The sequence below is a fragment of the Pseudomonas sp. J452 genome (assembly GCF_024666525.1).
Classification (GTDB): Bacteria; Pseudomonadota; Gammaproteobacteria; order Pseudomonadales; family Pseudomonadaceae; genus Aquipseudomonas.
The window spans coordinates 2,787,088-2,807,932 of sequence record NZ_CP088294.1 but is presented as its reverse complement, the minus strand read 5'-3'; the positions used below and the strand labels follow the sequence as shown (position 1 = coordinate 2,807,932).

Sequence of the window (20,845 nt, the reverse complement as noted above, 5' to 3'; positions counted from 1 at the left end):
CAGCCATGACCCTGCCGACCCTGCGCACCCTGGCGTTCATCAACGGCATCTTCCTGGTCACCCTGGCCATCGCCATGCTGGTGCCGATCGCCACCTTGCTGGTTTACCAGCAGCCGCAGGGCATCAATGCATTCCTCTGGTCGAGCCTGATCACCTTTATCGCCGGTATCACCATGGTCGCCCAGGGACGCCCGCAAAACACGCAACTGCGCCCGCGCGACATGTACATGCTGACGGTATCGAGCTGGGTACTGGTGTCGATCTTCGCCGCCCTGCCGTTTGTCTTTACCCAGCAGGTCAGCTTCACCGACGCCTACTTCGAGAGCATGTCCGGCATCACCGCCACCGGCGCCACCATCTTCACCGGCCTGGACGGCATGTCGCGCGGCGTGCTGATCTGGCGCTCGCTGCTGCACTGGCTCGGCGGTATCGGCTTCATCGCCATGGCCGTGGCCATCCTGCCGATGCTGCGCATCGGCGGCATGCGTCTGTTCCAGACCGAATCGTCGGATCGCTCGGACAAGGTCATGCCGCGTTCGCACATGGTCGCCAAGTACATGGTGCTGGCCTATGTCGGCCTCAGCAGCTTGTCGGTGCTGGCCTTCTGGCTGGCCGGGATGAACCTGTTCGACGCGATCAACCATGCCATGTCGGCCATCGCCACCGGCGGTTTCTCCACCTCAGACGCGTCCCTGGCGAAATGGCAGGAACCAGCGGTGCACTGGGTGGCCGTGGTGGTGATGATCCTCGGCAGCCTGCCCTTCGTGCTCTACGTTTCCACCCTGCGCGGCAATCTCAAGGCGCTGCTGCGCGATCAGCAGGTACAAGGTTTCTTCATCCTGCTGCTGAGCAGCTGGCTGATCCTGGCCTGCTGGAAGTGGAGCACTACCGACCTGCACTGGCTGGATACCTTGCGCCATGTAGCGGTGAACATCACCTCGGTGATGACCACCACCGGCTTCGCCCTCGGCGATTACCACCTGTGGGGCCCCTTCGCCAGCATGATGTTCTTCTACCTGGGCTTTGTCGGCGGCTGCTCCGGCTCCACCGCCGGCGGCCTCAAGGTGTTCCGCTTCCAGGTCGCCTACATCCTGCTCAAGGCCAACCTGCTGCAACTGGTGCACCCGCGCGCGGTGATCAAGCAGCAGTACAACCGTCACCGCCTGGATGAAGAGATCGCCCGTTCGATTCTCGCCTTCGCCTTCTTCTACACCATCACCATTGCCAGCCTGGCGCTTATCGTGGCAATGACCGGCATGGACTGGATCACCTCGCTGTCGGGTGCAGCCGCCATGGTTTCCGGGGTCGGCCCGGGCATGGGCGAAATGATCGGACCGGCCGGCAACTATGCCGCCATGCCCGACCTGGCCAAGTGGGCGCTGACCCTGGGCATGCTGATCGGCCGCCTGGAAATCCTCACCGTGCTGGTGTTGCTGATGCCGTCCTTCTGGCGGCACTAAGCATCCTTATCCGCCGGCTGTTTACGATCATCTCCAACTACGACAAATGAGGGGCTGAGCCCCTCAGGTGCGAGCCTGGATGCCTCATCCATGCACTCCATCTGATCAACGGTGCTTGCCGTTAATTAATTACTCATTTAATTATTAAGCCATGACCAAGAGCCCCCACCCCAAACAGCCTCCCCGCGCACCGGGCCGCCCCGCCGGCGATGCCCAATTGCAGCGCGAACGCCTGCTCGATGCGGCCGCCCAGGCCTTCGCCCATACCGGCATCCAGGCCTCCAGCCTGCGCAGCATCGCCCAGCAGGCCGGGGTCACCCCGGCCCTGGTCAACTATTACTTCGGCAGCAAGCAGCGCCTGGTCGATGCCCTGGTCGAGGAACGCTTCCTGCCGCTGATCCGCAGTGTGGCCGAGGGCCTGCAGGCCGCGGGCGACGACCCGCACGAGCTGGTCGAGCGCTTCGTCCGCAGCATGAGCGCAATGGTCGCGAGCAACCCGTGGATTCCGCCGCTGTGGGTGCGCGAAATCCTCTGTGAAGGCGGCCAGCTGCGCGAGCAACTGACCGCGCGCATCGCCCCGCTAATTCCTCTGCTGCTGGCCCAGCGCTTCGCCGCTGCCCAGGCCCGTGGCGCCCTCAATCCGGCGCTGGAGCCGCGCCTGCTGGTGGTCTCGCTGATCGGCGTAACCATGCTGCCCTACGCCGCCGCACCGCTCTGGCGCGGCATCTTCGCCAACCCGCAGATCGGTGACGAAGCGCTGATCGCGCACACCCTGGCCCTGTTGCATAACGGGATGGAGACCTGAAATGAGCAGACTGCTGCTCTGCCTGCTGCCCCTGGCCCTGCTCGCCGGCTGCAACCCGTCCGCCGACGAGGTGCTGCTCGGCACCCTGGAATGGGACCGCATCGGCCTGCCCGCCGAAGCCTCGGAGCGCATCCTCGACTGGCACGTGGCCGAAGGTGACCGCGTCGCCGCCGGGCAATTGCTGCTGGAACTCGACCCGCGCCGCCAGGACGCGCGCATCGCCCAGGCCCAGGGCGAAGTGGCGCAAGCCGAGGCCCGGCTGAGCGAACTGCGCAACGGCGCGCGTGCAGAAAGCATCGAAGCGGCCCAGGCCAGCCTGGCGCGCAGCCGCGCCGAACAGCTCGATAGCGAGCGCAACTTCCAGCGCATCGCCGCCCTCTACCAGCGCAAGCAGGTGGCCATCGCCGAACTGGACCGCGCCCGCGCCGCCCGCGACCAGACCAGCGCAGCCACGCGCAATGCCGATGCCCAACTGCGCGAGCTGACCAATGGCACCCGCCCCGAGCAGCTCGACCAAGCTAGCGCCGCCCTGGCCGCCGCCCGCGGCAACCTGGCCCAGCTGCAGGTCGGTCGTGAACACCTGAGCGTACGTGCACCGCGGGCCGGGCGCGTCGACGCCCTGCCCTTCAAGCCTGGCGACCAGCCGCCCGCAGGCGCCGAGGTGGTCAGCCTGCTGGTCGGTGAGCAGCCCTACGCGCGGGTCTTCGTGCCAGCCTGGCAGCGTGCAGGGCTCAAGATCGGCGACGCCATGCGCGTGTTCGTCGAAGGCATCGAGCAGCCTTTCGCCGCCAGCGTCAGCGTGATCCGCAGCGAAGCCAGCTTCACTCCCTACTACGCCCTCACCGGCGACGACGCCAGCCGCCTGGTGTACCGCGCCGAGCTGCGCCTGCAGGACGCCGCCGCACAGCAGCTGCCGGCCGGTCTGCCGCTGCGCGCCGAACGAGCGGGCCATGACCAGCAGTGACCTGGTGATCCAGGCGCGCGGCCTGAGCAAGCGCTTCGGCGAGCTAACCGCGGTCGACCAGCTTGACCTCAGCGTGCGCCGCGCCGAAGTGTTCGGCTTCCTCGGCCCCAACGGCTGCGGCAAGTCCACCACCATCCGCATGCTCTGCGGCCTGCTGCTGCCCAGCGCCGGCGAGATCGAGGTGCTCGGCTGCCAGATCCCGCGCGACGCCGAAGAGTTGAAGCGGCGCATCGGCTACATGACCCAGCGTTTCTCGCTTTACGAAGACCTCACGGTGGGCGAGAACCTCGAATTCCTCGCCGCCGTGCATGGCGTGCCCCGGCGCAGCAGCCGCCAGCGCATCAACGAAGTGCTGGAGCGCTACTGGCTGGCCGACCGACGCAAGCAGCTGGCCGGCACCCTCAGCGGCGGGCAGAAGCAGCGCCTGGCCCTGGCCGGCGCGGTATTGCACAAACCCGACCTGCTGTTGCTCGACGAACCGACCAGCGCGGTCGACCCACAGTCGCGCCGCGAGTTCTGGGACTCGCTGTTCGAACTGGCCGACGCCGGCACCACCCTGCTGGTGTCCACCCACTACATGGACGAAGCCGAGCGCTGCACGCGCCTGGGCATCCTCGACGCCGGTCGCCTGGTGGCCGACGGCAGCCCGCGCGAGTTGATGGACGCCCTGCCCGGCCACCCGCTGCTGATTGAGCACCCGCAGCCACGCCTGGTTCAGCGCACTCTACAAGGCAGCCCGGACGTGCTGGCCATGGCGCAGATCGGCAACGTCCTGCGCGTGCTGGTGGCCAACCCCGATGCCCGCCAGCACATCGAGCAGCGCCTGCGCAGCGCCGGTATCAGCGCGCAGATCGAGGACGGCGAGGCCAACCTGGAAGACGTCTTCGTCAGCGTCACCCGCAAGCCCGTGCAGGCCCAGCCATGAACCTGCGCCGCCTGAGTGCCATCGTGATCAAGGAGCTGCGCCAGCTGCGCCGCGACAAGCTGACCTTCGCCATGATCGCCGGCATCCCGCTGCTGCAACTGGTGCTGTTCGGCTACGCCATCAACATGGACGTGCGCGGCATCGAAGCGGCCGTGCTGGACCAGGCCAACACTGCCAGCTCACGCGAAGCGGTGGCGGAAATTGCCTCCAGCCAGGTGCTCGACCTGCGCTACCGCCTGAGTTCGCCGCAGCAGATCGATCAGTTGCTGCGCCAGGGCAAGATCAGCGCCGCGCTGGTGGTGCCGGCGGACTTCGACGCCCGCCTGCAACGCCAGGACCGCCCGCCGCTGCAGCTGATCGTGGATGGCTCGGACCAGAGCGTACAGGCCTCGGCGCGCCAGCTGGCGGCCTATCCGCTGCCCGGCTGGGAGAGTCGCCAGGGCGTCGAAGTGGTCAACTTCTACAACCCCGAACGCCTGGCACCGCTGAACACGGTGCCGGGGCTGCTCGGGGTGATCCTGACCATGACCATGGTGCTGTTCACCGCCGTGGCCCTGGTCCGCGAGCGCGAGCACGGCAACCTGGAAATGCTCATCGCCACGCCGGTATCGCCCTGGGAACTGACCATCGGCAAGCTGCTGCCCTTTGTCGGCATCGGCCTGGTGCAGATCACGGTAATCCTGGTGGTCGGCTACTGGCTGTTCGGCGTACCGGTGCGCGGCTCGCTGCTGGAGCTGTACGCCGCCTCGCTGCTGTTCATCGTCGCCAGCCTGGCCCTCGGCGTGTACCTGTCGACCCTGTCGCAGACTCAGTTCCAGGCCATGCAGATGGCCTTCTTCACCTTCCTGCCGCAGATCCTGCTGTCCGGCTTCATGTTCCCCTTCGCCGGCATGCCCAAGGCGGCGCAGTGGATCGCCGAGCTGATGCCGCTGACCCACTACCTGCGCCTGGCCCGCGGCATCATGCTGCGCGAGGCCACCCTGCTGGAGCTGTGGCCACCGGTGCTGGTCCTGCTGCTGTTCTCGGCGCTGCTGCTGGCGCTGGCGGTGACCCGGATCAGCAAGCGCCTGGACTAAGAACCTGTCTCGGATCTCTTGATCGCCGGCCATGCTGCGTTGCAACGCAGTAACAGCCGTAGGCTGATCAATTGGGCTCGGCAAGCCGCTTGCGGCTAACGCGCTTTAGCGCGGCCCGAAGGGCGAGTGAAACGAGTACTGCTCATTTACAGCTCGTAAAGTCGCCCGCTATTCCGACCGACCCTCGCCCACTTGATTCGCTGGCGCTCACCCTTTGGGCCAGCCTGCGGCTGTTACTCCCGCTGGTCGTTGCGCCTTGCCTGGCTCTAGCTCAAAAGACCCGAAACAGGTTCTAGGCAGTCATGCAGCCGCGCGCCATCCGCTGCATGGGGAACCGCAACGGCCCCTGACTGCTCTATTCTTGGGTCAGAATCCTAGGACGGGTCTCGCCATGCACCTGCGCCGCCGTACCATTACCCTGCTTTGCGTCACCTTGCTACTGAGCGCCTGCAGCCGCATCGACCTGGCCTATCGCAACCTCGACTGGCTGATCAGCTGGTCGCTGGACGACTACCTGCAACTCAACAGCACCCAGAAGGACTGGCTCAAGCCGCGCCTGCGCGAGCACCTGGACTGGCACTGCAGCACCCAGCTGCCGGCCTACTCGGCCTGGCTGCAACGCAGCGAAGCCCTGGTCGAGCAGCCACAGCTGCAACCCGAGCAACTGCAGGCGCAGTTCGGCGAGTTCCGCCAGGCGCTGGACGCCATTGCCGTGGAGATCACCCCGACCGGCACCGCACTGCTGCGCGGGCTCAACCCGTTGCAGATACAGGAACTGGAAGCGGCCATGGCCCAAGAGGATGCCGAGCTGCGCGCCGAGTACCTGGAACCCGCGATGGAGGAGCAGATCGCCCGTCGCCGCGAACGCATGGAGGAACGCCTGCAACCCTGGTTTGGCGAACTGAACGAGGCGCAGCGGCAATACGTGGCCACCTGGGCCAACCAGCTCGGCGAGCAGAACCAGCTGTGGCTAGACAACCGCGCGCACTGGCAAGCCAAACTGCGCGCCGCCCTGGAGAGCCGCCGCGGCGCCGATTTCGACGTACGCCTGCAAAGCCTGTTGCAGCAACGGGCGCAGCACTGGACGCCGGCCTATCGCGAGCAATTCGAACGCTCGCAACAGCTACTCGCCGAGCTGTTCAGCAACCTGCTGAATGCCGCCGACAACCCCCAGCGCCAGCACCTGCAACAACGCCTGGCGGCCCTGCGTCAGGATCTCGACAGCCTGGCTTGCCAGGCGCCGACTACAGCGCCGGCAGTCGCCAATCGATCGGAGTGAGACCGCACTGCTCCAGGTACTTGTTGGTGCGGCTGAAGTGGCCATTGCCGAGGAAGCCGCGGTAAGCCGACAGCGGTGACGGATGGGCCGACTTCAGCACCAGGTGGCGGGTGGCATCGATCAGCTTCTGCTTGCCCTGGGCATGCGCCCCCCAGAGCAGGAACACCAGGTTGCCCGGCCGCGCATTGACCACCTCGATCACCTTGTCGGTGAACGGCTGCCAGCCCTTGTCGGCATGCGAGCCGGCATTGGCCTGCTCCACCGTCAGCGAGGTGTTGAGCAGCAGCACGCCCTGCTCGGCCCAGCTCTGCAGGCAGCCATGCTTGGGGATGTCGATGTTCAGGTCGCGCTGCAGCTCCTTGAAGATATTCACCAGCGACGGCGGCGCCGGCACCCCCGGCTGCACCGAGAAGCACAGGCCATGGGCCTGGCCAGGGCCGTGGTAGGGGTCCTGGCCGATGATCACCACCTTGACCTGCTCCAGCGGCGTGGAATTCAGCGCATTGAAGATCAGCGGCCCCGGCGGAAACACCACCTTGCCCGCCGCCTTCTCCGCCCGCAGAAACTCGCTGAGCTGCGCCATGTAGGGCTTGTCGAACTCCTCGCGCAGGGCCTCTTTCCAGCCCGGTTCGAGTTTGATGCGATCGTCGACGCTCATGGGTAGTCCTGCACGGCAAAAAACGGAAACGGCACGCTAAGGAAGGCGCAGGGGCAAGTCAAGGTCGGGAAACTGCAGCGCAAGAGCAACCAACGCGCTGTCGGGTTGAGCACGACCAACACGACAACCTGATGCGCCACCATCACGCCCCTGTATGCAGATTGTCGATGCCTGCAGGCGGGTCAAGACTGCAGGCATCACCCCACGGAGTCGCCCGCATGAACACAGCTACCGGCATCAGCCGAGAACGCCTGGAGCAGGCCCTGCAAAACTCCACCTTCGCCCAGTTGCTCGGCGCCGAACTGCTCGACTTCGAGCCGGGTAAAGTCAGCCTGCAGGTACGCAGTCGCCCCGACCTGTGCCAGCACCATGGCTACATGCACGGCGCGGTGGTCGGCTTCATGGTCGACAGCGGCTGCGCCTGGGCCGCCGCCTCGCTGGTTGGCGACGTGGTCACCAGCGAATACAAACTCAACCTGCTCGCCCCGGCCCTGGGCGAACGCCTGATCTGCCGCAGCGAGGTACTCAAGGCCGGCCAGCGCCAGGCGGTGTGCCGCGCCGATGTGTTCGCAGTGAAGGATGGCCAGGAAAAGCTGGTGGCGACGGGGTTGGCGACCATTGCGCGGGTGTGAAATCGCGGATCCGACCCAACGGACGAATGTTGCGGACTGGCTGCTAGCGACCTCGCGCTGATTGTCGAAAAGCGGGCGGACAAAGAACCCTTGTCCACCCTACAAAAGCCGATCCGTATGTAGGGTGGAAAACCGCAAAGCGTTTTCCACCAGGCAGATATCTCGGCTACTTGCTGGCGGCTACCGACCCGAAGCACTCGTTTATGAGCGGCTGCTGTCGGCCAGGAGCAGTCACTCAGACAATAAATTTTCTCGCTGGGCGGGATTCAGTCTGTGCGGCACAAGCGACCCTCGCTCTTGTCTGGCAGTCACGCTTTGCTGCTCACATTGCAGCAGCTGCGCCTGGTCCTGGCGCGCGCCGTTACGACCACTCAATGACTCCTGAGCAACGCGGATCAATCGATAATGGGATTTGGCTGTGCGCTAGCTGTAGCGTTCTCATCGACAGGGACGAAGCCCGATTCTCAGCTCAATACCTTCATGAGCTGAAGCTCAGCCACGAGGCATCAAGGCGCCTTCAAGGACAAGGTGAAGTGAGTCGCGACGACATCATCGCTATCGGCCCGAGTCTGATAGCGCTAGGGGCGGTACTACGGTTCGGTCCGGACGGATGCCGATTCCGAATTTCTCACTTCCTGGAAGGCAACATCCGGGAGCTGTGGGCACTGAGCGTGGATTTCAGCAAATGGCCAGATGAGGATCGATACGTCCTTTCAAATGAACTGGGCTATGGCGGGCTGCTTTCCCAAGCGCCTGCAATTGAGCGAACTGAGTTTGGGCACGAGGTCACCGTCCAAATCCAAGCGGCCACAGACCGTCGCAATGCAATGACAACCAAAACCATGTGCAGAGAGACCGCCAGGATGCTCGGTGGCATGGAAGCGATGGAGTCGCTATTTGGCAACGTGCTGAGCTTGGCTCACGGCACGTTGTTTACAGACCTCCAGAGCGGCAGCTTTATCTCTGATTATCACGAAAGGTATGCAGACTCCGCTTGGCTTAGCAGGCTCATTATGATGGAGATCATCCGCCTTTCGTTTGTCCCCCGGAACTCCAGAGTTGCTAACAAGAAAGTGGCACCGCTTGCCTGGGTCAATCGCGTCAATAGCGTTAGCACTCCGACCTTTGAGCTTGCCGAGCAATATCTGTCTATTCATGTGGATGCGGAGCTTGAAGGAGTAGGTAACTGGTCGGGGGTGCTGTCAGTATTTATTTGTACGCCGGAACAATTACAGGAAGGTCGAGATCGAGCGCAGAGAAACGCGCTCTTGATTAGCCCTACTGTAGATCACGGCCTCGTTGAGACATTGCCTGTAGACAAGAAAACCGCAGATCGCTTGAAGCTCCTGGGGCGCTATCCGTTTTCCTCCCGAGCCAGAGGCACCGGACTAGGCAAACCTATAGCCCGCGCGAGCCATGCAGTGAGCGGGTTGCCGTGAAGCTGTACCAGTAGATCAGACATGAGTTTCCCGTAATTATCGTTCAAGAATGGCTGTGACGGCTTGGCCACCAGCGGCACAGATTGAGATCAGACCTCGCCCGCCTCCACGCTGGTCGATCATCTTTGCGAGAGTGCCCACAATACGTCCGCCAGTGGCTGCGAAGGGGTGGCCGGTAGCCACTTCGGCGCAGAGCAATCAACCAGCCCCCTAAGGCCTAAATTCCATGCAGTCGAAAGAAGTGACCAAACATCACGTAGTCCTCATCCATGGCACCTGGGCCAACGGCGGTATCTGGCAAGAGTTTGCTGAGTCGCTCAGCCAGCATGGCTTTACCGTTCAGCCCCCTCGCCCATCAGCACCGCCCTGCTCGCCTGCGCCATCTCGCGCAGGAAGTTCCAGGTCGCCTGCATGCGCGCGATGTCCTTGAGTTCGATCGGCATCAGCATCCAGAAGGTGCGGATGAACTTCACCTCGTCGCCCAGCACCCGCTGCAGACGCGGGTCGGCGTCGGCGGCGAAGGACGGCAGGATGGCGATGCCGGCGCCGGCCGCTGCCGCCTGTTGCTGGATAAGGATGCTGGTGCTGCGCAGCGGCACATGGCTGGGCTTGCCGATCTCGTCCAGGTAGAGCAGTTCCTTGCTGTACAGCAGGTCGTCGATGTAGCTGACGAAAGCCTGCTCGCGCAGGTCGTCGCGGCTGCGGATCGGCGCATGGCGGGCCAGGTAGTCGGGCGAGGCATACAGGCGCAGGCAGTAGTCGGTCAGCCGGGTGATGATGAAGGGGCCGCGTTCGGGGCGGTCCAGGGTGATCACGATGTCCGCCTCGCGGCGCGACAGCTGCAGCATGCGCGGCGCCGCCAGCAGGTCGATGCCCAGATTGGGGTAGCGGCGGATCAGTTCGGCCAGCTGCGGGGCCAGCATCATCGAGCCATAGCCTTCGGTGACGCCGATGCGCACCAGCCCGGACAGGCCGTCCTTGGGCGTCTGCCGGGCCCGCTCGATGCCGCTGCAGGCGCTCTCCATGGCTTCCGCCTGGGGCAGCAGGTTGCGCCCGGCCTCGGTCAGGCTGTAACCGGCGGCGCTGCGCAGGAACAGCTGGGTTTGCAGGCTCTTCTCCAGCGCCTGAATGCGCCGCGCCACCGTGGTGTGGTCGACGCCCAGGCGGCGGGCGGCGACGGTCAGCTTGCCGCCGCGGGAAAGCTCCAGGAAATAACGCAGGTTGTCCCAATCCACGGAGGCCCCTATCTGTGCAAAAACGCAGAATATACTTGCAAATACCCCGACTGCCATCTGCAAAAATACACTGCTAGCATCAACTTAAGAAGGCTCGCCGAGCCCCACTCCACGCAGCCAACGGCAGGTACGCAAGATGACAACCCCAGCAAGCGCCATCCCCACGGTCAAATTGCTGATCGCCGGTGAATTCGTCGAATCCCAGAGCAGCCAGTGGCGCGACATCGTCAACCCGGCCACCCAGCAGGTGCTGGCCCGCGTGCCCTTCGCCACGCCCGAGGAAATGAACGCCGCGGTGGCTGCCGCGAAGAACGCCTTCAAGACCTGGAAGCGCACGCCGATTGGCGCCCGTGCGCGGATCTTCCTCAAGTACCAGCAGCTGATCCGCGAGAACATCAAGGAGCTGGCCGCCATCCTCACCGCCGAGCAGGGCAAGACCCTGGCCGACGCCGAGGGCGATGTGTTCCGCGGCCTGGAAGTGGTCGAGCATGCCGCCAATATCGGCAGCCTACAGATGGGCGAGCTGGCCAACAACGTCGCCGCCGGGGTCGATACCTACACCCTGCAGCAGCCGCTGGGCGTGTGTGCCGGCATCACCCCGTTCAACTTCCCGGCGATGATCCCGCTGTGGATGTTCCCGATGGCCATCGCCTGCGGCAACACCTTCGTGCTCAAGCCGTCCGAGCAGGACCCGATGGTGACCATGCGCCTGGTCGAACTGGCCCTGGAAGCCGGCATCCCGGCCGGTGTGCTCAACGTGATCCACGGCGGCGCCGAGGCGGTGAACCTGATCTGCGATCACCCGGACATCAAGGCGGTGTCCTTCGTCGGCTCGACCAAGGTCGGCACCCATGTCTACAACCGCGCCACGCAGAACGGCAAGCGCGCGCAGTGCATGATGGGCGCGAAGAACCACGCCATCGTGATGCCCGACGCACCCAAGCAGCAGACCCTGAACAACCTGGTCGGCGCCTCCTTCGGCGCCGCCGGCCAGCGCTGCATGGCCTTGCCGGTGGTGGTGCTGGTCGGCGAGGCGCAGAGCTGGCTGCCCGAGCTGGTGGCCAAGGCCAAGACCCTGAAGATCGGCGCCGGCGTGGAACCGGGCACCGACGTTGGCCCGGTGGTGTCCTGCGCCGCCCTCGACCGCATCGACGGGCTGATCGCCAAGGGCCTCAGCGAAGGCGCCACCCTCGAACTGGACGGGCGCAACCCGCAGGTGCCGGGCTACGAGAACGGCAACTTCATCGGCCCGACCATCTTCTCCGGGGTCACCGCGGCGATGAGCGTGTACCAGGAGGAGATCTTCGGCCCGGCGCTGTGCGTGATGCACGCCGCCACCCTGGACGACGCCATCGAGCTGATCAACGCCAACCCGAACGGCAACGGCACCGCCATCTTCACCCGCTCCGGTGCCGCCGCCCGGCACTTCCAGGAAGAGATCGACGTCGGCCAGGTCGGCATCAACGTGCCGATCCCGGTGCCGGTGCCGCTGTTCTCCTTCACCGGCTCGCGCGGTTCCAAGCTGGGCGACCTCGGCCCCTACGGCAAGCAGGTGGTACTGTTCTATACCCAGACCAAGACCGTCACCCAGCGCTGGCTGGACGAGGACGAAGTCGGTCACGTCAACACCACCATCACTCTCAAGTGATGGATCGGGCGGGGGGTGCAGGCCATCCAGCGCGCCCCTCCCCTGCCTCTTTTTTTGCACACTGGCGCCAGCCTGAGGAGCCACAATGGATTTTGAACTGAGCGACGAACAACGCCTGCTGGTGCACAGTGCCAGCGCCTTTGCCGCCCACGAACTGGCGCCGCACGCCGCCGACTGGGACCGCGACCACCACTTCCCGGTGGACGTGATCAAGCGTGCCGCCTCGCAGGGCTACCTGGCCCTGTACATAAAAGAAGAGGACGGCGGCCTGGGCCTGTCGCGCCTCTCCAGCTCGCTGATCTTCGAGCAGCTGTCCGCCGGCTGCGTGGCCACCACGGCCTTCCTGACCATCCACAACATGGCTTCCTGGATGCTCGCCTCGTTCGGCGATGCCGCGCTCAAGGATGCCTGGCTGCCGCGCCTGACTTCGGGCGAGCTGCTGGCCTCCTACTGCCTGACCGAGCCGGACGCCGGCTCCGACGCCGCCCGCCTGCGCACCCGCGCCAAACGCGACGGCGACGACTACGTGATCGATGGCAGCAAGTGCTTTATCTCCGGCGCCGGCAGCACCGACGTGCTGATCGTCATGGCGCGTACCGGCGAGGACGGCGCCAAGGGCGTGTCGTGCTTCCTGGTGCCGGGCGATGCGCCGGGCGTGAAGTACGGCCGCAACGAACTGAAGATGGGCTGGCGCGCCCAGCCGACCCGCACCATCACCTTCGAAGGCGTGCGCATCCCGGCGGGCAACCGCATCGGCCCGGAAGGCCAGGGCTTCGTCTACGCGATGAAGGGCCTGGACGGCGGTCGCATCAATATCGCCAGCTGCTCGCTGGGCGCGGCCCAGGCGGCGCTGGAGCAATCGCTGCGCTATGTCGAGGAGCGCAAGCAGTTCGGCAAGGCGCTCAGCGAGTTCCAGGCCCTGCAGTTCAAGCTGGCCGACATGCTCACCGACCTGACCGCCAGCCGGCAGATGGTGCGCCTGGCCGCGCACAAGCTGGACCACGCCGACGGCGAGGCCAGCCTGTACTGCGCCATGGCCAAGCGCTTCGCCACCGACCATTGCTTCACCCTGTGCAACGAGGCGCTGCAGCTGCATGGCGGCTACGGTTACCTCAACGACTACCCGCTGGAGCGCTGGGTGCGCGACAGCCGCGTGCACCAGATTCTGGAAGGCACCAACGAGATCATGCGGGTGATCATCGCCCGCCGCCTGCTGGACCAGGGCGGCATGCTCGATCGCCTGTTGTAAGAACCTGCATAGGATTTGCTGCGCGTCGGCCCTGCTGCGTTAAAAACAGGCTCGGAATGCTCATGTACAAAAGTACATTCCGCTTCCTCGCCGCTTTGACCAGCCGAAGGCTGTTACTAACGTAGCGCCTTGCATGGCTCTAGCTCGCCAAATCCTAAACAGGCTCTAAGCACACTACAGAAACGAGGACGTTTTATGAGCAACGCCATCGAAGCCTACAAGCCCGGGGTTTTCGACCTGACCCACAAGCTGACCGTGGAAAAACACGGCCACACCGCGCTGATCACCATCAACCACCCACCGGCCAACACCTGGGACCGCGACTCGCTGATCGGCCTCAAGCAGCTGGTCGAGCACCTCAACCATGACGACGACATCTACGCCCTGGTGGTGACTGGCCAGGGCGGCAAGTTCTTCAGCGCCGGCGCCGACCTCAACCTGTTCGCCGACGGCGACAAGGCCCGTGCCCGCGAGATGGCCCGGCGCTTCGGCGAGGCCTTCGAGGCGCTGCGCGATTTCCGCGGCGTATCAATTGCCGCGATCAACGGCTACGCCATGGGTGGCGGCCTTGAATGCGCGCTGGCCTGCGACATCCGCATCGCCGAGCGCCAGGCGCAGCTGGCCCTACCGGAAGCCACGGTCGGCCTGCTGCCCTGCGCCGGCGGCACCCAGGCGTTGCCCTGGCTGATCGGCGAAGGCTGGGCCAAGCGCATGATCCTCTGCGGCGAGCGCATCGACGCCGAGACCGCCCTGCGCATCGGCCTGGTCGAACAGGTAGTGGACAACGGCGAAGCCCGTGGCCATGCCCTGCTGCTGGCGGCCAAGGTGGCGCGGCAGAGCCCGGTGGCGGTACGCACCATCAAGCCGCTGATCCAGGGCGCCCGCGAGCGCGGCGCGAATACCTGGCTGCCGGAAGAGCGCGAGCGCTTCGTCGACCTGTTCGATGCCGACGACACCCGCGAAGGGGTCAACGCCTTCCTCGAGAAACGCGATCCGCAGTGGCGCAACAAGTGATCTGAAACCGCGTAGAGCGGGTGCAACCCGCGTGCTGGGCACACAGCAAAAGCTGCGGGTTGCACCCGCCCTACCCGAACTAACCTGACGGCGCCCCTCCTTGTAGGGTGCGCCGTGCGCACCAGGAACCCCCGACGATGAACGTGCATTTCGAAGAACGTCACGGCCAGCATGGCTACCGCATCGGCATCGCCAGCCTGGATGCGGAAAAAAGCCTGAATGCCCTGACCCTGCCAATGATCGAGGCGTTGGATGCCAAGCTGAGCGCCTGGGCGGCTGACCCGAGCATCGCCTGCGTGCTGCTGCGCGGCAACGGGCCCAAGGCCTTCTGCGCTGGCGGCGATGTGGTGCAGCTGGTGCAACAGTGCCGCGAACATCCGGGCGAGATCCCCGCGCTGGCGCGGCGCTTCTTCGCCGACGAATACCGCCTCGACCACCGCATCCACACCTACCCCAAACCGCTGATCTGCTGGGCCCATGGCCATGTGCTGGGCGGCGGCATGGGCCTGATGCAGGGCGCCGGGATGCGCATCGTCACGCCGAGCAGTCGCCTGGCCATGCCGGAGATCAATATCGGCCTGTACCCGGATGTTGGCGGCAGCTGGTTCCTCGCCCGCCTGCCGGGCAAGCTCGGCCTGTTCCTCGGCCTCAGCGCCGCGCAGATCAATGCCCGCGACGCCCTCGACCTGAACCTGGCCGACCGCTTCCTGCGTGACGACCAGCAGGACGTGCTGATTGAAGGCCTGGCGCAGATGAACTGGCAGGAACAGGCGCCGGCACAACTCACCAGCCTGCTGCGCGCCCTGGAACAGGAAGCCCGCCCCGACCTGCCGCAGGCGCAGTGGCTGCCGCGCCGCGAGCGCCTCGACGCCCTGCTCGACGTGGCCGATCTGGCCAGCGCCTGGCACGCCCTCACCGCCCTGCAGGGCGACAGCGACCTGCTCCTGGCGCGCGCCGCCAAGACCCTCAGCGAGGGCTGCCCGCTGACCGCGCACCTGGTCTGGCAACAGATCCAGCGCGCCCGGCACCTGTCACTGGCCGAAGTATTCCGCATGGAATACGCCATCAGCCTGAACTGCTGCCGCCACCCGGAATTCCCAGAAGGCGTGCGTGCCCGCCTGATCGACAAGGACCAGGCGCCGCGCTGGCACTGGCCCGATGTCGCGACCATCCCGACGGCGGTGATCGAAGCGCACTTCGAAGCGGTCTGGGAAGGCGAGCACCCGCTGGCGGATTTGTAATGACCCGCCCTGTAGCCCGGATGCAATCCGGGAGAGCTCTGCGAAAACGTCCCGGATTGCATCCGGGCTACGCGCTGTAAATTTCCTGTAGGAGCCAGCTTGCTGGCGATCGCCCCCCCTGATCGCCAGCAAGCTGGCTCCTACGAACGCGACACCTGGCATTCGCTACGAGGAGAACAAGAACAATGACTCAGATCGCCTTTATCGGCCTCGGCCACATGGGCCTACCCATGGCCCGCAACCTGCTCAAGGCCGGCTTTGCCATCAGCGTCTTCGACCTGGTCCAGGAGACCGTGGCCAGCATCGCCGCCGAAGGCGCCAAGGCTGCCGATAGTGCGGTGGACGCGGTGCGCGATGCCACGATCGTGATCAGCATGCTGCCGGCCAGTCGCCATGTGGAAAGCCTGTACCTGGGCGACCAGGGACTGCTGACCCAGATCACCCCCGGCAGCCTGGTGCTGGAATGCTCGACCATCGCCCCGGACTCGGCGCGCAAGGTACACGCGGCGGCGGCGGCGCGCGGTATCGGCCTGCTCGATGCGCCGGTATCCGGTGGCACCGCCGGTGCGGCAGCCGGCACCCTGACCTTTATGGTTGGCGGTAAGGCCGAGGCCCTGGAAAAGGCACGACCGATTCTCGCCGCCATGGGCAAGAACATCTTCCACGCCGGCCCCGACGGTGCCGGCCAGGTGGCCAAGGTGTGCAACAACCAGCTGCTCGCGGTGCAGATGATCGGCACCGCCGAAGCCATGGCCCTAGGCGTGGCCAGCGGCCTGGACCCGGCCGTGCTGGCCGAGATCATGCGGCAGAGTTCGGGCGGCAACTGGACCCTGGAGAAGTACAACCCCTGGCCCGGGGTGATGGAAAATGCACCGGCCAGCAAGGGTTACAGCGGCGGCTTTATGGCCGAACTGATGGCCAAGGACCTGGGCCTGGCCCAGGAAGCCGCGCAAGCCACAGCCAGCAGCACGCCGATGGGCGCGCTGGCCCTGCAGCTGTATCGCCTGTTGCTCAAGCAGGGTAACGGCAAGCTGGACTTCTCGGCGGTGCAGAAGTTGTTTGTCGAGTAGCCGAGCGCCTTCACCGACCGTAGCCCGGATGGAATCCGGGGCAATCCCACTTCCGGATTGCATCCGGGCTACCTTCGACACCGCCCCTCTCCCCAACCCTCTCCCATAAATGGGAGAGGGGGCAGTCCCTGCGATGCCTGAAGCCTATTGATCGGCCCCATTGAAGTATTGGTTGAGACGCAAGCGTGCCCTGCGACCGTCAGGTGAAACTTCACGGCGTGGACCAATAGTCACCCCTCTCCCACTCTTCACAAACAAAGAATGGGAGAGGAGCCGGGGGAGAGGAAACGCAGGCCACTCAGCGCTCGCGCAGTGCCTCGGACTGGGCGCGGATGATCGGTTTGAGCAGGTAGCTCAGCACACTCTTCTTGCCGGTGATGATGTCCACCGAGGCGACCATGCCGGGAATGATCAGCAGCGGGCGCTCTTCAGTCCCCAGGTGGCTTTTGTCGGTGCGCAGCTGGATCAGGTAGAAGCTGTTGCCTTCCTCATCGGTGATGGTGTCGGCACCGATCTGCTCCAGCTTGCCCTGCAGACCGCCGTAGATGGTGTAGTCGTAGGCGGTGAACTTGACCACGGCCTTCTGCCCCGGATGGAGGAAGGCGATGTCCTGCGGACGGATGCGCGCCTCGACCAGCAGGCTGTCGTCCAGCGGCACGATTTCCACCAGGTCGCTGCCCGGCTGGATCACCCCGCCGATGGTGTTGACCAGCAACTGCTTGACGATGCCGCGCACCGGCGAGGTGACCAGGGTGCGGTTGACCCGGTCTTCCAGGGCCTTGCCGGTCGCCTGGATCTTGCTCAGTTCGGTACGCGCCTCGTTCAGCTCGGTCAGCGCATCGCTGCGGAAGCGCCCACGGGTCTCGTCGATCTTGCGCTGCACTTCCTTGATCGCCGACTCGGCCCGTGGAATCGCCAGGCTGGTGGCATCCAGCTGACCACGGTTCTCCGCCTCGGTACGGCGCAGGCGCAGCAGCTCGACCTGGGACATGGCACCCTGCGCCACCAGCGGCTCAGACATCTCGATCTCCTGACGCAGGAAACCGAGGCTGCGGCTGTACTGCTCGCGCTTGGAGGCGAATTCACGCAGTTCCTGCTGGCGCTGGATCAGCTGCTCTTCCAGCCCCGCCACTTCGTCACGCAATTGCTGCTGGCGACTCTCGAACAGTGCCTGTTCGCTGGCCGCCAGGTGCGGCACGGCCTCGACCGCCTTGGCCGGCATGCTCAACGGCCGGCCCTCGATCTCCGCGCTGAGGCGCTCGATGCGCAGCAGCAGGGCGAAACGATCGGCCTCGGTCTCACCGACGTTGGAGGCAAAGCGCGTGTCGTCCAGGCGCAGCAGCGGCGCGCCCGCCTCCACCACCTGGCCTTCGCGGACGAACAGTTCGGCGACGATGCCGCCCTCCAGGTTCTGGATCTTCTGCAGCTTGGACGAGGGAATCGCCTTGCCATCACCGCGGGTGACTTCGTCGACCACGGCAAAGTGCGCCCACAACAGGCCGAAGGCGAAGAAGGCGATCAGGCTCCAGATGGTCAGGCGCACCAGGCGCGGGGCGTCTTCCACCAGGGCCTTGCGGACTTCGGGCATGGGTTGCCCGTCAAGCGAGGCGCGGCCCTGGAAATAGCTGCGCAATTGCGCCTTGAAGGACTCAAGCGACATTGATCCGCCCTCCGCGCAAAGCATCCATCACCTCGGCTTTCGGCCCGTCGGCGACGATGCGCCCGCGGTCGATGATGATCAGCCGCTCCACCAGGCTGAGCAGCGAAGTGCGGTGGGTGACCAGCAGCAGGGTCTTGTCGGCGATCACCGGCAGCAGGCGCTGCTTGAGGCGTTCCTCGCCGGAGTTGTCCATGGCGCTGGTCGGCTCGTCGAGCAGCAGGATTGGCGGGTCGAGCAGCAATGCACGGGCCAGGGCCACGTTCTGCCGCTGGCCGCCGGACAACTGCTGCCCCCGTTCGCCGACCGGCAGCTCGTAGCCCTGCGGATGGATCCGGGCGAACTCGTGCACACCGGCCAGTTCGGCGGCATGCAGAACCAGGCTGTCCTCGACGTAGCGCGCGCCGCTGACCAGGTTGTCGCGCAGGCTGCCGCTGAACAGCTGGATGTCCTGCGGTACATAACCGATGTTGTGGCGCAGGTCGCTGACGTCCAGCTGGCGGATGTCCACGCCGTCCACCAGCAGGCTGCCGGAGTCGGCCTGGTAGAGGCCGACCAGCAGTTTGGCCAGGGAACTCTTGCCCGAACCACTGCGGCCGATGATGCCGACCTTCTCGCCGGGGCGGATCTGCAGGCTGATGTCCTTGAGCGCCGCGCCCTGCTGCTGCGGGTAGTGAAACTCCAGGTCACGGCACTCGATGGCGCCGCGCAGCTGTGGACGCGCCAGGGGCCGCTCGTGCTCCTCGTGCTCCTGCGGCAGCTCCATCATCTGGTCGATATTGAGCATGGTCACCCGCGCCTGCTGATAGCGGGTGAGCAAGCCGGAGAGCTGGCCCAGCGGACTGAGCGCGCGGCTGTTGAGCATGTAGCAGGCGATCAGGCCACCCATGCTGAGATCGCCGGCGATGATCAGGTAGACGCCGCAGACAATCATCACCACACCGGCCAACTGCTGGATCAGCCCGGTGATGTTCAGTGCCAGGCTGGATAGCATGCGCGCGCGCAGTTCCAGGCGGCTGAGGGTGCCGATGGTCTGCTCCCACTGGTACTGGCGCTCGCTCTCGGCGTTGTTGACCTTGACCGCGTCGAGCCCTGCGAGGGTCTCGATCAGGCTCGACTGGCGCTCGGCGGACAGCGCCATGGTGCGCTCCATGGTCTCGGCCAGGGGTTTCTGCAACAGCCAGCCGATGCCCAGCGCCAGGGGGAAGGCCAGCAGCGGAATCCACACCAGATGGCCGCCGAGCACGGCGATCACCAGCAATACCAGCAGGGTGAATGGCAGGTCGATCAGGCTGGTCAGCGTCAGCGAGGCGAGGAAGTCGCGCAGCACCTGGAACTCGTGGATGTTCTGCGCGAAGCTGCCGATCCGCGCCGGGCGCACCTTCATGGTCATGCCGACGATGCGCTCGAACAGCGTGGCGGAAATGATCAGATCGGTCTTCTTGCCGGCCAGGTCCAGACACAGACCGCGCATGGTCTTGAGCAGCAGGTCGAACAGGTAGGCGCCGGAGATGCCGATGGCCAGCACCCACAGAGTCGCCGCCGCCTGGTTGGGCACCACCCGGTCGTAGACGTTCATCACGAACAGCGGAGCGAACAGGCCGATCAGGTTGATCAGTACGCTGGCCGCCACCGCATCGATATACAGCCAGCGCGAGCGCTTGAGGGTGTCGCGGAACCAGGAGCGGGTGCGCGGGATCAGGCTTTCCCGATCCAGATCGTGCTTGTGCCGCGGCTGGGCAAAGAACACCTCGCCGGAGTAATCCGCGAGCAGCAGATCCAGCTTGACCCGCACCTCGCCACCGTCGCTTTCGCTGAGCAGCAAGCGCGCATGTTCGGCCTCGCACGCCAGCAGGATGGCACTGCGGCCATCCTTCAACAGCAGCAGGGCCGGCAAGGCCATGGCGGGAATCTGCTGCAGCTCACGGCGCAACCAGCGCCCCTGCAGACCCGCACGGGCAGCGGCACGCGGCAGCAACTCGGCACTCAGGCGCTGCGCCGGCAAGGGCAAACCGGCCGTCAGCATGGCACGGGTAGCCGGGCGCTGGTGCAGGGCACAGAGCGACAGCAGGCTGTCCAGCAGGGGGTCATCGTAACGCGCCCGTGGATCACCCACTGGCTTGGTCTGGCTGGTTTCTGCGGTCACGCGGGAACACTCTCGGTTCTTTTTCACTTACATCCGGCAAGTACTGCACCTGCAGCTCGCCGCCGACTCAGCCCGGACATTCCTTGTATGGGCCATGCACCTTCCCTGGTGCAGACAATCTGACACATCCTGAACCCGCCCCTGCAGGGACTCTGTAGTGCACGCCTGAAAGCCGCCAGAACAGTGCCGGTAAACCGACAGCAAAATCCCGACAATCACTTGAGCGCCAACCTTTCATCCACCACCACTCAACCGACACCACCGAGCAGAGTTTTGCTTCGACTGCCTTTGTTCCAGGCGAAGACTCAAAGAATCAGGCACTTGCCAGATGAATCATGACCAACCAG

General features: G+C 65.2%; 17 protein-coding genes and 1 pseudogene. 13 read left to right on the top strand and 5 right to left on the bottom strand.

Translation table 11 applies throughout. The features are described from left to right. Positions 1-5: 5 nt before the first annotated feature. The 6 genes from LRS11_RS12660 to LRS11_RS12635 all read left to right on the top strand — a co-directional run bounded on the left by LRS11_RS12660 (position 6) and on the right by LRS11_RS12635 (position 6,509). Positions 6-1,460, top strand: a complete 1,455-nt coding sequence (locus tag LRS11_RS12660) for a TrkH family potassium uptake protein (protein ID WP_260493341.1) — start codon at positions 6-8, stop codon at positions 1,458-1,460. 151 nt (positions 1,461-1,611) lie between these two features. Next, positions 1,612-2,265: a TetR/AcrR family transcriptional regulator gene (locus LRS11_RS12655; protein ID WP_260493340.1), complete on the top strand. Its 654-nt coding sequence runs from the start codon at positions 1,612-1,614 to the stop codon at positions 2,263-2,265. A 1-nt stretch (position 2,266) separates the two neighbouring features. Continuing rightward, positions 2,267-3,229 carry an HlyD family secretion protein gene (locus LRS11_RS12650; protein ID WP_260493339.1) on the top strand — a complete coding sequence of 321 codons (963 nt, stop codon included), beginning with the start codon at positions 2,267-2,269 and terminating at the stop codon, positions 3,227-3,229. Beyond that, positions 3,216-4,154 carry an ABC transporter ATP-binding protein gene (locus LRS11_RS12645; RefSeq protein WP_260493338.1) on the top strand — a complete coding sequence of 313 codons (939 nt, stop codon included), beginning with the start codon at positions 3,216-3,218 and terminating at the stop codon, positions 4,152-4,154. The genes LRS11_RS12650 and LRS11_RS12645 overlap by 14 nt, the downstream gene beginning before the upstream one ends. Further along, positions 4,151-5,230 (top strand): ABC transporter permease, encoded by a 1,080-nt coding sequence (locus tag LRS11_RS12640; RefSeq protein ID WP_182834579.1) that lies wholly within the window; start codon positions 4,151-4,153, stop codon positions 5,228-5,230. Before LRS11_RS12645 ends, LRS11_RS12640 begins: the two co-directional genes overlap by 4 nt. A gap of 391 nt (positions 5,231-5,621) precedes the next feature. After that, complete coding sequence (locus tag LRS11_RS12635; protein WP_260493337.1) at positions 5,622-6,509, top strand: DUF6279 family lipoprotein; 888 nt, start codon at positions 5,622-5,624, stop codon at positions 6,507-6,509. Here the strand turns inward: LRS11_RS12635 and ung are convergent. Then, positions 6,475-7,167 (bottom strand): uracil-DNA glycosylase, encoded by a 693-nt coding sequence (ung, locus tag LRS11_RS12630; protein ID WP_260493336.1) that lies wholly within the window; start codon positions 7,165-7,167, stop codon positions 6,475-6,477. The two genes, LRS11_RS12635 and ung, sit on opposite strands and share 35 nt — an antisense overlap. A 218-nt stretch (positions 7,168-7,385) precedes the next feature. On the opposite strand from ung, the gene LRS11_RS12625 reads away from it, so the two are divergent. After that, positions 7,386-7,799, top strand: a complete 414-nt coding sequence (locus LRS11_RS12625) for a PaaI family thioesterase (RefSeq protein WP_260493335.1) — start codon at positions 7,386-7,388, stop codon at positions 7,797-7,799. 533 nt (positions 7,800-8,332) lie between these two features. Beyond that, entirely contained in the window at positions 8,333-9,238 is a 906-nt protein-coding gene (locus LRS11_RS12620; protein ID WP_260493334.1) for a hypothetical protein, read from the top strand. 36 nt (positions 9,239-9,274) lie between these two features. Here LRS11_RS12620 and LRS11_RS12615 read toward each other — a convergent pair. Together LRS11_RS12615 and LRS11_RS12610 are read right to left on the bottom strand one after the other, a co-directional pair. Continuing rightward, positions 9,275-9,427: pseudogene (locus tag LRS11_RS12615) on the bottom strand (acetyl-CoA C-acyltransferase); the annotation flags it as partial. Positions 9,428-9,570: 143 nt separating this feature from the next. After that, a complete protein-coding gene (locus tag LRS11_RS12610; RefSeq protein WP_260493333.1) occupies positions 9,571-10,473 on the bottom strand; it encodes a LysR family transcriptional regulator in 903 nt (300 codons plus the stop codon). A gap of 136 nt (positions 10,474-10,609) precedes the next feature. Here LRS11_RS12610 and LRS11_RS12605 point away from each other — a divergent pair, with 136 nt between their 5' ends. From LRS11_RS12605 to mmsB, 5 genes are all read left to right on the top strand, one after another. Further along, positions 10,610-12,121, top strand: coding sequence for a CoA-acylating methylmalonate-semialdehyde dehydrogenase (locus tag LRS11_RS12605; protein WP_260493332.1), 1,512 nt, complete (start codon positions 10,610-10,612; stop codon positions 12,119-12,121). Between the two features lie 85 nt (positions 12,122-12,206). Continuing rightward, positions 12,207-13,370: an acyl-CoA dehydrogenase family protein gene (locus tag LRS11_RS12600; RefSeq protein WP_260493331.1), complete on the top strand. Its 1,164-nt coding sequence runs from the start codon at positions 12,207-12,209 to the stop codon at positions 13,368-13,370. 195 nt (positions 13,371-13,565) lie between these two features. Beyond that, the gene (locus tag LRS11_RS12595; protein WP_260493330.1) at positions 13,566-14,384 is read left to right on the top strand and encodes an enoyl-CoA hydratase; all 819 of its coding nucleotides are present in this window, start codon (positions 13,566-13,568) and stop codon (positions 14,382-14,384) included. 137 nt (positions 14,385-14,521) lie between these two features. After that, positions 14,522-15,625, top strand: coding sequence for an enoyl-CoA hydratase/isomerase family protein (locus LRS11_RS12590; protein WP_260493329.1), 1,104 nt, complete (start codon positions 14,522-14,524; stop codon positions 15,623-15,625). Positions 15,626-15,810: 185 nt separating this feature from the next. Further along, positions 15,811-16,695: a 3-hydroxyisobutyrate dehydrogenase gene (gene mmsB, locus LRS11_RS12585; protein ID WP_260493328.1), complete on the top strand. Its 885-nt coding sequence runs from the start codon at positions 15,811-15,813 to the stop codon at positions 16,693-16,695. 298 nt (positions 16,696-16,993) lie between these two features. Here mmsB and LRS11_RS12580 read toward each other — a convergent pair whose 3' ends face one another. Both LRS11_RS12580 and LRS11_RS12575 read right to left on the bottom strand, forming a co-directional pair. Next, positions 16,994-18,355, bottom strand: a complete 1,362-nt coding sequence (locus tag LRS11_RS12580; protein WP_260493327.1) for an HlyD family type I secretion periplasmic adaptor subunit — start codon at positions 18,353-18,355, stop codon at positions 16,994-16,996. Beyond that, positions 18,345-20,498, bottom strand: coding sequence for a type I secretion system permease/ATPase (locus LRS11_RS12575; protein WP_260493326.1), 2,154 nt, complete (start codon positions 20,496-20,498; stop codon positions 18,345-18,347). Before LRS11_RS12575 ends, LRS11_RS12580 begins: the two co-directional genes overlap by 11 nt. Positions 20,499-20,845 lie beyond the last annotated feature (347 nt).